Origin of the sequence: Gottschalkia acidurici 9a (genome assembly GCF_000299355.1) — a bacterium.
Lineage (GTDB): Bacteria > Bacillota > Clostridia > Tissierellales > Gottschalkiaceae > Gottschalkia > Gottschalkia acidurici.
The window spans coordinates 2,438,565-2,451,788 of the sequence record NC_018664.1 but is presented as its reverse complement, the minus strand read 5'-3'; the positions used below and the strand labels follow the sequence as shown (position 1 = coordinate 2,451,788).

Below are 13,224 nucleotides of genomic sequence, written 5' to 3'. Positions count from 1 at the left end.
AAGGTAAAAAAAGGGAGAGAAATAAATGAGAAAGAGCAAAATATTGCTATCTATGTGTTTAGCTTTAATTTTAAGTTTATTTCAAAATTCATTTGCTCAAAGCAATGATTTAGTACTAAGTATAGATGGAAAACAAATAAACTTTTCTCACGAGAACAAGCCAAAAAGGTTGATATTTATCATGGTGATAGAGTATCTTACGTTTACATGGTTCCTTTAAAAGTTGTATATGAACACCTAGGTGCAACTGTATCATGGAATAATGATAGTAGCACTATTGATGTTTTACTAAATGGAAATAGAATAAACTTCAAAGTAGGTAGTAAAGACTTTGTTATAAATGGAAAAACTTTGGGCTCAAATGAAAAAGTACTAATAAAAAATGATAAAGCTTTTGTAGACATAATTGCAGTTAAATTAACATCTAACTACTATCTTGATTTTTCACAAGATCAAACAGTAGCAAATCTTTATGATCAAAATATATCTATTGTTATAGATAGAGTAAAGGTTTCTTTAAACACTTATAATGAAACTCCCGATGTTCCTTATTTATCATATAACATTAATGATCAAGGATTCAATGTGACTAATATCAGTAATGTAAGTATTCTAGCAAGAGATATCTTTGAAGCCTTAGGAGCTAGTGTAAAATGGAATAACATTGAACGATCTACAACTATAAATTTAAAAGATGATGTAATAAAGTTAATGGTTGATACAAATGAAATTTATTTAAATGGTATAAAAAGTGATTATCCTACATATTTATCTTTCGGAAAAACAAAAATACGTTTAGGTTTTCTAATAGATGAGTTAAACTATCATGCAAGATGGGTTCAAGCTGATAAAACTATATATTTAGATAAAAAATAAAAATACATTTAGAGAGTTTTATAAAAAAATATCTATACTAAAGCACCTTCTAGGTGAAAAAGAAGTAGACTTTTTAAAGTAGAAAAATTAAAAGAAAAACTGGACTAATGTTTAAAATCAAATGCTAGGTTATAGTGTCAATCTATGGTCTAGCATATTTTTTATGTCTAAATATCCACCATACATTGCTAAAATTGCAATAGTATATGAGGTGTGTATAATAATATTAGTTGTTTTTGTTTATAGTATTAGGGATATAAAGGACTTTGATAGGTACTATGACCTTCGTGTTACGAATATCTTAGCTATTCAACATAATCAAAATATTAAGTAAAGATTGAAAAATTAAGGAGTACATTAATGAATTTGAGTTAAATGTTCTTACTTAATTTAAGATTTTATATATGTAGAAGACGTAGATAAAATTTAGGACAGAAATACAAAGTTAGTAATCTCCTATTCATATGTAAATGTAAAGCTTAATATTGATTATATTAAATTTAATTTGACCCTTATAGCTTAAAACACTTTGGATATACTATAATATGAAAATTACCATTTAACAGAAATTAAACATTATATAACACAAATTAAAAACAAAGTACTTGATTTTTAAAATTAATAGTTTTATAATAACACTAAGGTCAGGAAAGGTCAAAAATAAAATAGACTTAAGGAGTGATAAAATGAATTTAGAAAAATTTACTCAAAAGTCACAAGAAGCAATAACATTAGCTAATCAGGAAACTATAAAACAAGAAAATCAGCAAATAGAAGAAATTCATTTACATTTAGCTTTACTAGAGCAAACTGATGGTCTTATAGCTAAATTAATAGGGCTTATGGGTAAGGATTTAAACTTAATTAAGAGTGAAGTTAAAAATGAAATAAATAAATTACCAAAAGTATCAGGTGGAGCTAGTATGCCTTATGCAAGTAGACAACTTCAAAAGATACTTTTAACTGCAGAAGATGAAGCAAAGAAACTTAAAGATGAATATGTAAGTGTAGAGCACTTATATATAGGACTATTAAAAGAAAAAAATACAGCTTCTCAAAATATATTTAAGAAATATAATATAACTCTACAACAATTTTTAGATGTATTAAGTAAAGTTAGAGGAAATCAGAATATTACTAGTGATAATCCAGAAGATACTTATGAAGTATTAGAGAAGTATGGAAGAGATCTAGTAGAAGAAGCTAAAAGTGGAAAGATAGATCCTATCATAGGAAGAGATGGAGAGATAAGAAACGCTATAAGAATACTTTCAAGAAGAACTAAGAACAACCCAGTTCTTATAGGAGAGCCAGGTGTAGGAAAGACTGCTATAGCAGAGGGACTTGCCCAGAGAATTGTAAATGGAGATGTTCCAGAAGGCTTAAAAGGTAAGACTATATTTTCACTAGACTTGAGTTCTTTAATAGCAGGTGCAAAGTTTAGAGGAGAATTTGAAGAAAGACTAAAAGCTGTATTAAAAGAAATAGAAAAATCAGAAGGAAGAATAATTTTATTTATAGATGAAATTCATACAATAGTAGGAGCAGGAAGAACAGATGGAGCTATGGATGCAGGAAATATCTTAAAACCTATGCTGGCTAGAGGAGAACTTCACTGCATAGGAGCTACTACGTTAGATGAATATAGAAAATATATAGAAAAAGATCCAGCTCTAGAAAGAAGATTTCAAAAAGTAATGGTAGATGAACCAACAGTAGAAGATTCTATAGCAATATTGAGAGGTATAAAAGAAAAATATGAAATACATCATGGAATCCGTATCTCTGATAGTGCAGTTATATCATGTGTTACACTATCAGATAGATATATAACAGATAGATTTTTACCAGACAAAGCTATAGATTTAATGGATGAAGCATCATCTATGCTTAGAATGGAAATTGATAGTATGCCTTTTGAACTAGATGAACTCAGAAGAAAAATACTTCAACTTCAAATAGAGGCAGAGTCTATGAAAAAAGAAAAAGATGAAGCTTCTTTAGGGCGATTAGAGAATATTAAGAAAGAAATATCAACTTTAGAAGAAGAAGCAAATAAATTGAAAGCTCAATGGGAATTAGAAAAAGAGGGAATAAATAAAATAAATGAAATTAAAAAGGAAATAGATGTAACTAAAATACAAATAGAAGAAGCAGAAAGAAAATATGACTTAGAACGAGTAGCCATTTTAAGATATGGAAAACTATCAGAATTAGAAAAACAGTTAGAAGATGAAAAAGAGAAACAAGAGCATAAAGAAAATACTATGCTAAGGGAAGAAGTAACTAATGTAGAAATAGCTGAAATAGTAGCAAGATGGACTGGAATACCAGTATCTAAACTAGTAGAAGGTGAAAAACAAAAACTATTACACTTGGAAGAAATATTAAAGGAAAGAGTAATAGGTCAAGAAAAAGCAGTCAAAGATGTTTCAGATGCAGTTATAAGAGCAAGAGCAGGACTAAAGGATATAAACAAGCCAATAGGATCATTTATATTCTTAGGACCTACCGGAGTTGGTAAAACAGAGTTAGCTAAAACTATATCAGAAACTCTTTTTGATAGTGAGAAAAACATCATAAGAATAGATATGAGTGAGTATATGGAAAAACACTCAGTATCTAGACTAATAGGAGCACCTCCAGGATATGTTGGATACGATGAAGGAGGACAATTAACTGAAGCAGTTAGAAGAAAGCCATATAGTATAGTATTATTTGATGAAATAGAAAAAGCTCATCCAGATGTATTTAATATATTATTACAAGTATTAGATGATGGAAGACTTACAGACAATCAAGGAAAAACTGTAGACTTTAAGAATACTATTATCATAATGACATCAAATATAGGATCACAGTATCTTATAGATGGAATAGATGAAAGTGGAGAAATAACAGAAGAAGCTAGAGAAGAAGTTATGGATACTATGCGTGTTAACTTCAAACCAGAATTCTTAAACCGTATAGATGAAATCATAATGTTTAAACCTCTAGGAAAAGAAAGTATTTATAAAATAATAGATCTACTATTAGATGATATAAGAGCTAGATTATCTGATAGAAATATCCAAATAGAACTAACAGAACTTGCAAAAGAATATATATTAAAAGACGCATATTCTCCAACATATGGAGCAAGACCTATAAAAAGATATATACAAAGATTTGTAGAAACTGAATTAGGTAAGATGATAATAAAAGGAGATATAAGCGATAAAGATACTGTTATAGTAGATGTGAAAGATGGAGATTTAAAATTAAGTAAGAAATAATTGAATTTCATAATAAATAAGAAAAAAGGTAGTAGAGATTTATAACTTTAAGTTATAGATACCTACACCTTTTTATAGTGTTACTTATTGTTTGTGACTATTACTTACTTTATACTTACTATTTCATAGATTTGAAAGTTGTACAACAAGTACCATCACTTGTTTTTGCATAACCATCACCGTGTGCGTTTACTTCTAAAGCACTAGCATAACACATCTTGCTTTTGTTATAATCACAGTTTTCTACGCTACACTTAACTTGCATACATGGTGCATCATGACTCATTTTCTCACCACCCTTTTCTTTTACATATAGTATTATAACCAGTGCTCTATTATTTATTACTTAAAAATTAAATTTAATTTAAAAACTAAATTATACAAATTTAAAAGTACTTATTTAAGTAATAAACATATTATGTATAAAAGTATGATAGGAGGGTTTAAATATGTATTATGATTACTTTGACTATTATAATCAAACGTTACAGTCGGAGAAGAGATTTTATACCATAGACTTTAAGCAAAGTGATGTTACTGGAGATGGTATTTTAGATAATATATTTTTAGTAGGAACAAAGCCTTCAGGTACAGAGAGTCCATTTATAGGAGATATAACATTAATCGTACAAGATGGAATTGCAGGTGGTCATACTAAAGTGTCACTTAAAGAAAACTCAGGGTACAATCCAACTATGTTCATAGGAGATTTTACAGGAGACAGAATTAATGACATATTAATAAGTATTGATTCAGGAGGAAGTGGAGGAATAGGATTTTATTATGTATATTCATTTGTAAATAATAGTCCTAAAAAGTTATTTGATTTCGAAAAGTTTAATCAAGAATATAAATATGAAGTAAACTATAAAGATAATTATATAGTAGAAGTTATAAGTAAAAAATTAAACACAAGATATATGATAGATATCAGATATAAAGGAAAGGAATATTTATCAGAAATTTATGATGAAAATGGTAAGCTCAAAGAGCCTATAGAAGGATGGGTGGATCCAATAAGTGGTTTATATCCAGTTGACTTTCAAAGAGATGGAATTTATGAACTATATACATTTCAAAGAATATCAGGACGATATCATGCAGATGCATTAGGATATGTACAGACATCATTAGAATGGGATAAATCTAAATTCACTCCTTTCTTCCAACAAATAAGCATATATGGAGAAGAAATGAATTAAAAAAATTTTTCAATTTTAAAATACTCCTTCACAGAACCATCACAAAGGCCGGATATAATAAATTTAAACTTAGAAATAAAAAATATTTATAATCTAAGTTCAAAATTTAAAAAGGTATAGTGGAGAGAGGGGAATGTAAAATGATAAAAAATAATTTAAGGAAAAAAGTAATTTCAGGAATACTAGCAGGAAGTGTGATTACTAGTCTAGGTGTAACAGCTTTTGCTAGTGAGTTAAATCAATCAAAAGTAGAGCCAGACAAGAGTATAGTATCAGAATACAAGCAAAACAAAGTAAAACATAAAGGTAATTTTGAAGAAATACTTAATAAGCTAGTAGCAGAAGACAAAATTACACAAGAAAAAGCTGACTCTGTAAAATCATATTTGGAAACAAATCGTGAAGAAAGTAAGAACAACAAAAGAGAAGAAAGTGAAGATATAAAAATCATGAGTAAAATAGATGTTATAGAGGATCTAGTTGGAGCTGGTATACTAAGCAGTGAAGAAGCTAACTTAATAAGAGAGGCACAACAAGAGTATAGACAACAAAAACAAGAAGATAAATTCAAAGAACTAGAAGAAAGTGATTTGTTTACATCTAGTGAAATATCAAAAATTAAAAGTTATATAGAAGATAAAAAGGCAGAACAAGATAAAGAGCTTGAAGCATTAAAAGATAAAACAGAAGAGGAGAGAAAAGCATATTTTGAGGAAAATAAAGATAAAAAAAGAGACATGTTAAGTGACTTAGTGTCACAAGGGATTATATCAGAAGAACAAAGAACTGCTTTAAAAGAAATTTTTTCACAAGATAGACCATTTGGCAAATTTGAAGGCAAACAAAGAGGATCAGAAAATATATTAAATCATATACAGGAAAGTGGTATATTCTCTGATAACGAGATAACACAAATTAAAGGATATTTAGAAGAAAAGAAAACGGAAAAGGATAAAGAAAGAGAAAGCTTAAAAGATAAAACAGAAGAAGAAAGAAAAGCATATTTTGAACAAAATAAAGGTGAAAGAAAAGATATTATCAGTGAACTGGTATCAAATGGCATTATAGCACAAGAGCAAGCAGATAAGTTGAAAGAAACAATGCCACAGAAACCAGAGATTAAAGAAACTAAAAACAATCAATAGTAAAACTTTAAAGATGTATTTTATAAAATATAGAAAGATGATATAAACACCCCTATAGAGTAGTTAATGAAAAAAATACTACTCTATGGGGTATTTTAATGTATAATGGAAAAAATGCTAATATAAAAAGTAAAGGAGAGAAATATGCCTATAAAAATACTTGTAGCTGATGATGAAGAGCGAATAAGAAAAATCATTGGTGACTATTTGAAAAACGATGGTTATGATGTTATAGAAGCGGAAAATGGACAAGATGCATTGCAAAAATTTTATTCTAATAGTGATTTAAGTCTTATAATTCTAGATATAATGATGCCTATAAAAGATGGGTGGGAAGTGTGTAAAGAAATAAGAGATGAGTCTTCAATACCTATAATATTTTTAACTGCTTTGGGTGAAGATTATGATGAGATTAAAGGACTAGAAATTGGAGCAGATGACTATATTACTAAACCATTTGGATATGAAGTCTTTATGGCTAGAGTTAAAACAATATTAAGAAGAATTAATATAGATTGTGATAAAATAATTAGATTAAAAGAGCTTGAAATAGACTCAAGTAGTAGAATCGTTAAAGTCAATAATATAGTAGTAGAGATGAGTCCAAAAGAGTATGAGCTTTTAATATATTTATTAGAGAATAAAAATATAGCTCTTGAAAGAGAAAAAATATTAGATGCAGTATGGGGTTACGATTTTTACGGGGATCCTAGAACTATTGATACACATATAAAGAATATTAGATCTAAAATAGGAGAAGTTGGATCATGTATAAAAACTGTTAGGGGATTCGGTTATAGATTTGAGGTGAAATAGTGAGACATTCAATAAGGTTTAAACTATCTATAGTTTTTACTATACTAATAGTAAGTTTGCAGCTTATATTCTTTGTAGTAAATGCATATTTTTTAGAAGATATTTTTATTTTTGGTAACAAAAAAATGATGATAAAGATGTATGAAGAGTATAAAGGAAAACTAGGTGAGGGATATGGTCAAGAGGAGTTAATAAATAATATATCAGAGCAATATGGTGGCAATATAACGTTAATAGATGAGAATATGAACTTAATAATAAGTACTTCTTCTTTTCTAGGAAGAAAAAAATTTGACAACAGGCACACACCTACTTTAGAATTGTTTAATCGAGTAAAGGATGATATAGATGAGTATGTTTTCTTTACTTTTTCTCCAGATAGAGAAGGAAGAATGAATTCCATAATATTCATAGGAAAAATTTCAGAAAATAAATACTTAGTTTCTGAAAAACCAATTGGGGATGTTAGAAAAAGTAGTGATATAGCACAAAAATATATTGTAAGTTCAGGCTTAGTTACTATAACTGTAGGATCTATAATTATATTTTTCTTATCAAAAAAACTTACTAAACCAATAATATCAATAAATGATGTGGCTAAAGAAATTTCAAAGCTTAATTTTAATACTAAAGTTAACATAGATACAAATGATGAATTATCCGTATTAGGTAATAGTATAAATGATATTTCAGATAAATTGAGTTTTGCATTGACAGAGTTACAAAATGCCAACTCTAAATTACAAGAAGATATAGAAAGAGAAAGAAACTTAGAAAAAATGAGACGTAAGTTTGTTTCAAGCGTTTCACATGAATTAAAAACACCTATAAGCATGATACAGGGATATGCGGATGGACTTAAATTTAATATTGCAAAAAATCCAGATGATATGAAGTATTACTGTGATGTTATAATTGATGAGTCTAAAAAAATGAATTATTTAATAAAAGACCTATTAGACTTATCATCATATGAATCAGGAACCTTTAAAATTATAAAAGAATCCTTTGATATAACAAAGATGGTAGAAAATATAATTGAAAGATACAAAAAAAACTTAGAGATTGAAAACATTACACTAGATGTAGATATGCCAGAAAAGTGTATAGTTAATGCTGATAAAATAAGAATGGAACAAGTGATTTTTAATTTTTTGAATAATGCAAAAAAACATGTGGGATATGATGGAAATATATCTATAGTTATAAAAGAGATAGGAAATGGAACGTATATGTCTGTATACAATACTGGTAAACATATTAAAGAATCTGAAATAGATAATATATGGACTAGTTTTTATAAGTCAAATTATAATACGAGCACTAGGGAAGATGGAACAGGACTTGGACTTGCAATTGTTAGAGCAATTATTGATTTACACGATGGTAAATACGGGGTTAAAAACATAGACAACGGAGTTATATTCTGGATCGAAATACCTAACTAGAACTCTTTAGCAATATAATAAAAACACTGTAAGCTAAGGATTTAAAGTATTGCAATAGATATGTATATATTATTCTATAAATATATGATAAAATAGCTAAGCTTAACTATAGTAGAATTAAATGAATGATTTATGTCAATAATAATAAAAAAGAGAGGTAATAAACTCAATGACAATAAACTTTAGAGAACTTAGCATTGATAAAAATTTAGAAAATGCATTAGAAAAAGAGGGGATAATAAATCCAACCCCTATTCAAATAAAGTCTATTCCAGAAATATTAAATGGAAAAGATATAATAGCTCAAGCTCAAACGGGAACAGGAAAAACACTTGCATTTATTTTACCTATTATTGAAAAACTAGATACTAGTAAACCTTATATACAAGCACTAATAGTAACACCTACAAGAGAGTTAGCCATTCAAATTACAGATGAAGCCAAAAAACTTTCTTATGTAAATGAAATGAATATATTATCAGTATATGGTGGTCAAGATGTAGAAAGACAGATAAGAAAATTAAAAGATGGAGTACATCTAGTAGTTGGTACTCCAGGTAGAATACTTGATCATTTAAGACGAGGAACTATAAACTTTAATCAATTAAGAATGCTTGTACTAGATGAAGCTGATCAAATGCTTCATATGGGATTCTTAAATGAAATAGAAGATATAATCAGTCAGACACCCAAAGAGCGCCAAACAACGTTATTCTCAGCTACTATGCCAAGAGATATTAAAAAAATAGCAAAAAGATATATGAAAGAACCTAAAATTATATCTGTTGAGGCAAAGAATATAACTCTAGACGAAATAGATCAGATAGTAATTGAAACCACAGATAGAGGAAAGCAAGAGGCTATTTGCACAATGATAGACGAATATAATCCTTTCTTAGCTATAATATTCTGTCGTACTAAGCGTAGAGCAAAAGCGTTAAATGAGCTATTGATAAAGCGAGGATATAATTCAGATGAACTTCATGGCGATTTAAGTCAAGCAAAACGAGAAAGAGTAATGAAAAACTTTAGAGAAGCAAAGATACAGCTATTAGTAGCAACAGATGTTGCAGCTCGAGGAATAGATATAGAAGGAATAACTCATGTATTTAACTATGATATACCAGAAGATCCTGAAAGCTATATACATCGTATAGGAAGAACGGGTAGAGCAGGGCAAACTGGTATAGCAATAACATTTGTGACTCCTAAAAATTCACAAGAGTTAAGTGATATTGAAAAACAAATAAAAATGAATATAAAGAGACAAAAATTTGATAAAAAACATGAAAATAAATTCGAAACTGTAGTAAGTAAATCAAGAGAAAAAACTGATAAATCTTATAAAAATCAAAAGGATAGTGAAAGAACTAGATTTGGACAAAATAAAAAACATCTAGAAGTAATAGATTTAGTAGTGAAGCTAAACGAAGATATGAAGAAAAAGGAAAAAACAAAAGAAGTAAAAATACTAAAAATAAGTATTGATAAAATGAGAAATAATCTATAAAATAGGTTGTTTCTCATTTTTTGTTAGCAAATATAAAAATTAGGGTAAATAATTACATAAAGTCCTTATTTCTAAATGAAGCTAGTCAATTTTATTCTATAAATTATCAATTGCATTAGAGTTATTTATATTTTTTAATCCCCATTTACACATTTCATTTAAAATAGGCATAAGACTGTTGCCTTTTTCGCTTAAAGAATATTCTACCTTGGGCGGTATCTGGGAATACTCTTTTCTATTAATAATTCCATCACTTTCTAACTGCTTAAGCTGAGAGCTTAACATCTTATGAGTGATTGAAGATATATTCCGCTTTAGTTGACCATAACGAAGAATTTGTCCACAGGCTAACTCATACATTATTTTCATCTTCCACTTGCCTCCAATAATATCAAGAGTATATTCAAAAGGAGCTTTCTCAGTTGAGCATAAACTTTTCACTTACTATCACTCTCCTAAAGGTAAGTATATTACAAATAAGTGCATACTTTCTCTATTTATATATGACCATTATAATAGGAATTGTAAGAATTATCAATAAACAATCTTATTATAATATAGGAGGGAGATATAATGACAAATATTATGGATCCAATTAAAATAAAAAATATATTATTTAAAAATAGAGTAGTAATGGCTCCTATGGTGTGTTTTGGATGGCCATCAGAAAATGGGATGATGAGTGAAAAATTAATAGATCATTATAAAAAAAGGGCTAGTACGGGTATTGGACTTATGATTAGTCAATCAATCTCAGTATCCAGCAAAGAAAGTTGTGATGGAGGAATAGGTATATATAATGAAGATCATATTAACTATCTATCTAATATAAGAGAAACTTGTCATCAGAATGGTACAAGGTTTTTCTCTCAGCTAATTTATCCTGGATTAGCTTATCATTATTCTAGTTCACTTGACATTAATAAAATGTCTAAAGATGATTTAAGAAAAATAAGAGATGAATTTATTCATAGTGCACAGCTATGCAAAAAAGCAGGACTAGATGGGATTGAACTTCATGGAGCTCATGGTTTTTTCCTAAATATGATTACATCACCTATCTCTAATAATCGTGAAGATGAATATGGTGGGGATATAAATAGAAGATTACTTCTAGTAAAAGAAATTGTAGAGGGAATTAAAAGATTTACTGATGATGACTTTATAGTTTCATATAGAATGGGATGGAACGACTGTCTTGATACTGACATTAAAATGGCTCAGGCTCTTGAAAAAATAGGCATAGAACTACTTCACATCTCATCTGGAATTCCAATGGATAGAGAACTTGAAATGCCAGAAGACTTTCATTTTAATAATATTGTTTATACAGGTTCTCAAGTTAAAAAACATGTGAATATTCCTACTATTGTAGTTAACGATATTAGAACCTTTGCCAGAGGAAAATATTTAGTTAATCATGATATGTGTAATTTTGTAGCCTATGGTAAGCCATTTCTTGCAGATGAAAGCTTTATGACTAAGTCTTTAGAAAATGATAAATATGAATCATGCTTCAGATGTAAAAAGTGTCAATGGTTTATAAATAGTGATAACTGTCCTGCGAAAAGAAAGAATCAAATAGACAATATATAAACTGATAAATATATAATCATAAAAGATAAAGGCACTTCCTAAATATATTAGTCCAAAGGAAATACCCTTATCTTTAATTTTTATTAATAATATCTTCTAAATCTTTAATTCTTTTATTCAATTCTTCAATGGCTTTATCTTTTTTATTAAGGTTTTTTACTAAAATATATATACATACACATATAAGAGCCGGAATGGCAAATGCAATTAAGATATTTACAATTTGCAAAATAAGTATATGTAAGTCAGGAAATATATTTACTTGCATGAGAGCCCTCCTCTTTATATAAAATTATATCATATCTAGAAAATACTTCTATAGTTCTGGATGAAAGAAAAAGAGGTTTTTTATTATACCATCTAAATACAATTACTAATAATAATCATAAAAAGAGTATTAATACAACATGAAGTTAAGGGATTGTGTATAAATATACAGCTATACTCTTGTTTCAAATAAGGTTTACAAACAAATAACAAATAAAAGTTAAAAAATATAGTGTAAATTATCACAAAGTAATGTATAATTATAATTAATCCTAATAGAATGAAGGGGAGAGGTAAGGGTGGATAAGAATGTTAAGTTTGTCTACGAACAAAGGGTAAAAAAGGTAATAGATAGTTTGGAAAAAAGTAATATGCATGGATACTTTGTTCAAAATGAAGAAGAGGCAAAAATAAAAATAAAGGAACTTTTAAATGTGGGAGACACAGTTTCAGTTGGAGGATCAATGACTCTATTTGAAACTAGTATTATAGATCTATTAAGAAGTGGAGATTATAATTTTCTAGATAGATATAAAGATGGAATAACTCCAGAAGAAACTCAAGAAATATTTAGAAAAGTATTTTCAGCAGATGTATATATCGTAAGTACAAACGCTATAACAGAGCAGGGAGAATTATATAACGTAGATGGACTAGGCAATAGAGTATCAGCTATGATGTTTGGACCTAAAAAAGTAATAGTGGTTGTAGGAATAAACAAAATAGTAAGAGACATAGATGAAGCTATACAAAGGAATAAAAGTTTGAGTGGGCCAGCAAATATTATTAGATTAAGCAAAAAAACCCCTTGTGCCACAACAGGGCAATGTATAGATTGTGCAAGTCCAGATAGAATATGTAATAAGTACACAGTTATAAAGAGGGAAAATACTAAAGAAAGAACACATGTTATATTTATAAATAAATTTTTAGGTTACTAATATGACATTTAATATATTTAAAGATAGCAAAGAAATCACTTTATATAATAAACTTTTTATTGACATTATAGTAAGTAAAGTGATAAACTTTTTACAAGTGAAAAGCTATCTTTAATCTGGTCCAGAGAGGCTAGAAAGGTATAAATAT

Annotated in this window: 13 protein-coding genes; 10 read left to right on the top strand and 3 right to left on the bottom strand. The window is 28.2% G+C overall.

The window, feature by feature from the left end; translation table 11 throughout:
- The first annotated feature begins 25 nt into the window (after window positions 1-25).
- From CURI_RS11695 to clpB, 3 genes are all read left to right on the top strand, one after another.
- Window positions 26-220, top strand: a complete 195-nt coding sequence (locus CURI_RS11695) for a hypothetical protein (protein WP_041701809.1) — start codon at window positions 26-28, stop codon at window positions 218-220.
- Window positions 208-876 (top strand): copper amine oxidase N-terminal domain-containing protein, encoded by a 669-nt coding sequence (locus CURI_RS11690; protein WP_014968474.1) that lies wholly within the window; start codon window positions 208-210, stop codon window positions 874-876. The genes CURI_RS11695 and CURI_RS11690 overlap by 13 nt, the downstream gene beginning before the upstream one ends.
- 686 nt (window positions 877-1,562) lie before the next feature.
- The gene (gene clpB / locus CURI_RS11685) at window positions 1,563-4,151 is read left to right on the top strand and encodes an ATP-dependent chaperone ClpB (protein ID WP_014968473.1); all 2,589 of its coding nucleotides are present in this window, start codon (window positions 1,563-1,565) and stop codon (window positions 4,149-4,151) included.
- A 118-nt stretch (window positions 4,152-4,269) separates the two neighbouring features.
- Here the strand turns inward: clpB and CURI_RS15450 are convergent, their stop codons facing one another.
- Window positions 4,270-4,437: a DUF1540 domain-containing protein gene (locus CURI_RS15450; protein WP_014968472.1), complete on the bottom strand. Its 168-nt coding sequence runs from the start codon at window positions 4,435-4,437 to the stop codon at window positions 4,270-4,272.
- 163 nt (window positions 4,438-4,600) lie between these two features.
- Here CURI_RS15450 and CURI_RS11680 point away from each other — a divergent pair, with 163 nt between their 5' ends.
- The 5 genes from CURI_RS11680 (at window position 4,601) to CURI_RS11660 (ending at window position 10,272) form a co-directional block, all read left to right on the top strand.
- The gene (locus CURI_RS11680; RefSeq protein ID WP_014968471.1) at window positions 4,601-5,353 is read left to right on the top strand and encodes a hypothetical protein; all 753 of its coding nucleotides are present in this window, start codon (window positions 4,601-4,603) and stop codon (window positions 5,351-5,353) included.
- Between the two features lie 140 nt (window positions 5,354-5,493).
- Window positions 5,494-6,498, top strand: coding sequence for a hypothetical protein (locus CURI_RS11675; protein ID WP_014968470.1), 1,005 nt, complete (start codon window positions 5,494-5,496; stop codon window positions 6,496-6,498).
- A gap of 144 nt (window positions 6,499-6,642) precedes the next feature.
- Window positions 6,643-7,314, top strand: a complete 672-nt coding sequence (locus CURI_RS11670; RefSeq protein ID WP_014968469.1) for a response regulator transcription factor — start codon at window positions 6,643-6,645, stop codon at window positions 7,312-7,314.
- Window positions 7,314-8,762 (top strand): HAMP domain-containing sensor histidine kinase, encoded by a 1,449-nt coding sequence (locus CURI_RS11665; RefSeq protein ID WP_014968468.1) that lies wholly within the window; start codon window positions 7,314-7,316, stop codon window positions 8,760-8,762. The genes CURI_RS11670 and CURI_RS11665 overlap by 1 nt, the downstream gene beginning before the upstream one ends.
- 169 nt (window positions 8,763-8,931) lie before the next feature.
- A complete protein-coding gene (locus tag CURI_RS11660; RefSeq protein ID WP_014968467.1) occupies window positions 8,932-10,272 on the top strand; it encodes a DEAD/DEAH box helicase in 1,341 nt (446 codons plus the stop codon).
- Between the two features lie 96 nt (window positions 10,273-10,368).
- On the opposite strand, the gene CURI_RS11655 is transcribed toward CURI_RS11660, so the two are convergent.
- Window positions 10,369-10,713 carry a winged helix-turn-helix transcriptional regulator gene (locus CURI_RS11655; protein WP_014968466.1) on the bottom strand — a complete coding sequence of 115 codons (345 nt, stop codon included), beginning with the start codon at window positions 10,711-10,713 and terminating at the stop codon, window positions 10,369-10,371.
- A gap of 132 nt (window positions 10,714-10,845) precedes the next feature.
- Between CURI_RS11655 and CURI_RS11650 the strand changes: the two genes are divergently transcribed.
- A complete protein-coding gene (locus CURI_RS11650; protein ID WP_014968465.1) occupies window positions 10,846-11,868 on the top strand; it encodes an oxidoreductase in 1,023 nt (340 codons plus the stop codon).
- 73 nt (window positions 11,869-11,941) lie between these two features.
- Here the strand turns inward: CURI_RS11650 and CURI_RS11645 are convergent, their stop codons facing one another.
- Complete coding sequence (locus CURI_RS11645; RefSeq protein WP_014968464.1) at window positions 11,942-12,136, bottom strand: hypothetical protein; 195 nt, start codon at window positions 12,134-12,136, stop codon at window positions 11,942-11,944.
- A 298-nt stretch (window positions 12,137-12,434) separates the two neighbouring features.
- On the opposite strand from CURI_RS11645, the gene CURI_RS11640 reads away from it, so the two are divergent.
- On the top strand, window positions 12,435-13,076 hold the full coding sequence (locus CURI_RS11640) for a lactate utilization protein (protein ID WP_014968463.1): 642 nt from the start codon (window positions 12,435-12,437) through the stop codon (window positions 13,074-13,076).
- The last annotated feature ends 148 nt before the right edge of the window (window positions 13,077-13,224 follow it).

What these genes read in the sequence shown, in the direction of transcription:
- CURI_RS11695 (WP_041701809.1), top strand. Translation starts at nt 26, where the DNA reads ATGAGAAAGAGCAAAATATTGCTATCTATGTGTTTAGCTTTAATTTTA.
- CURI_RS11690 (WP_014968474.1), top strand. Translation starts at nt 208, where the DNA reads ATGGTTCCTTTAAAAGTTGTATATGAACACCTAGGTGCAACTGTATCA.
- clpB (WP_014968473.1), top strand. Translation starts at nt 1,563, where the DNA reads ATGAATTTAGAAAAATTTACTCAAAAGTCACAAGAAGCAATAACATTA.
- CURI_RS15450 (WP_014968472.1), bottom strand. Translation starts at nt 4,437, where the DNA reads ATGAGTCATGATGCACCATGTATGCAAGTTAAGTGTAGCGTAGAAAAC.
- CURI_RS11680 (WP_014968471.1), top strand. Translation starts at nt 4,601, where the DNA reads ATGTATTATGATTACTTTGACTATTATAATCAAACGTTACAGTCGGAG.
- CURI_RS11675 (WP_014968470.1), top strand. Translation starts at nt 5,494, where the DNA reads ATGATAAAAAATAATTTAAGGAAAAAAGTAATTTCAGGAATACTAGCA.
- CURI_RS11670 (WP_014968469.1), top strand. Translation starts at nt 6,643, where the DNA reads ATGCCTATAAAAATACTTGTAGCTGATGATGAAGAGCGAATAAGAAAA.
- CURI_RS11660 (WP_014968467.1), top strand. Translation starts at nt 8,932, where the DNA reads ATGACAATAAACTTTAGAGAACTTAGCATTGATAAAAATTTAGAAAAT.
- CURI_RS11650 (WP_014968465.1), top strand. Translation starts at nt 10,846, where the DNA reads ATGACAAATATTATGGATCCAATTAAAATAAAAAATATATTATTTAAA.
- CURI_RS11645 (WP_014968464.1), bottom strand. Translation starts at nt 12,136, where the DNA reads ATGCAAGTAAATATATTTCCTGACTTACATATACTTATTTTGCAAATT.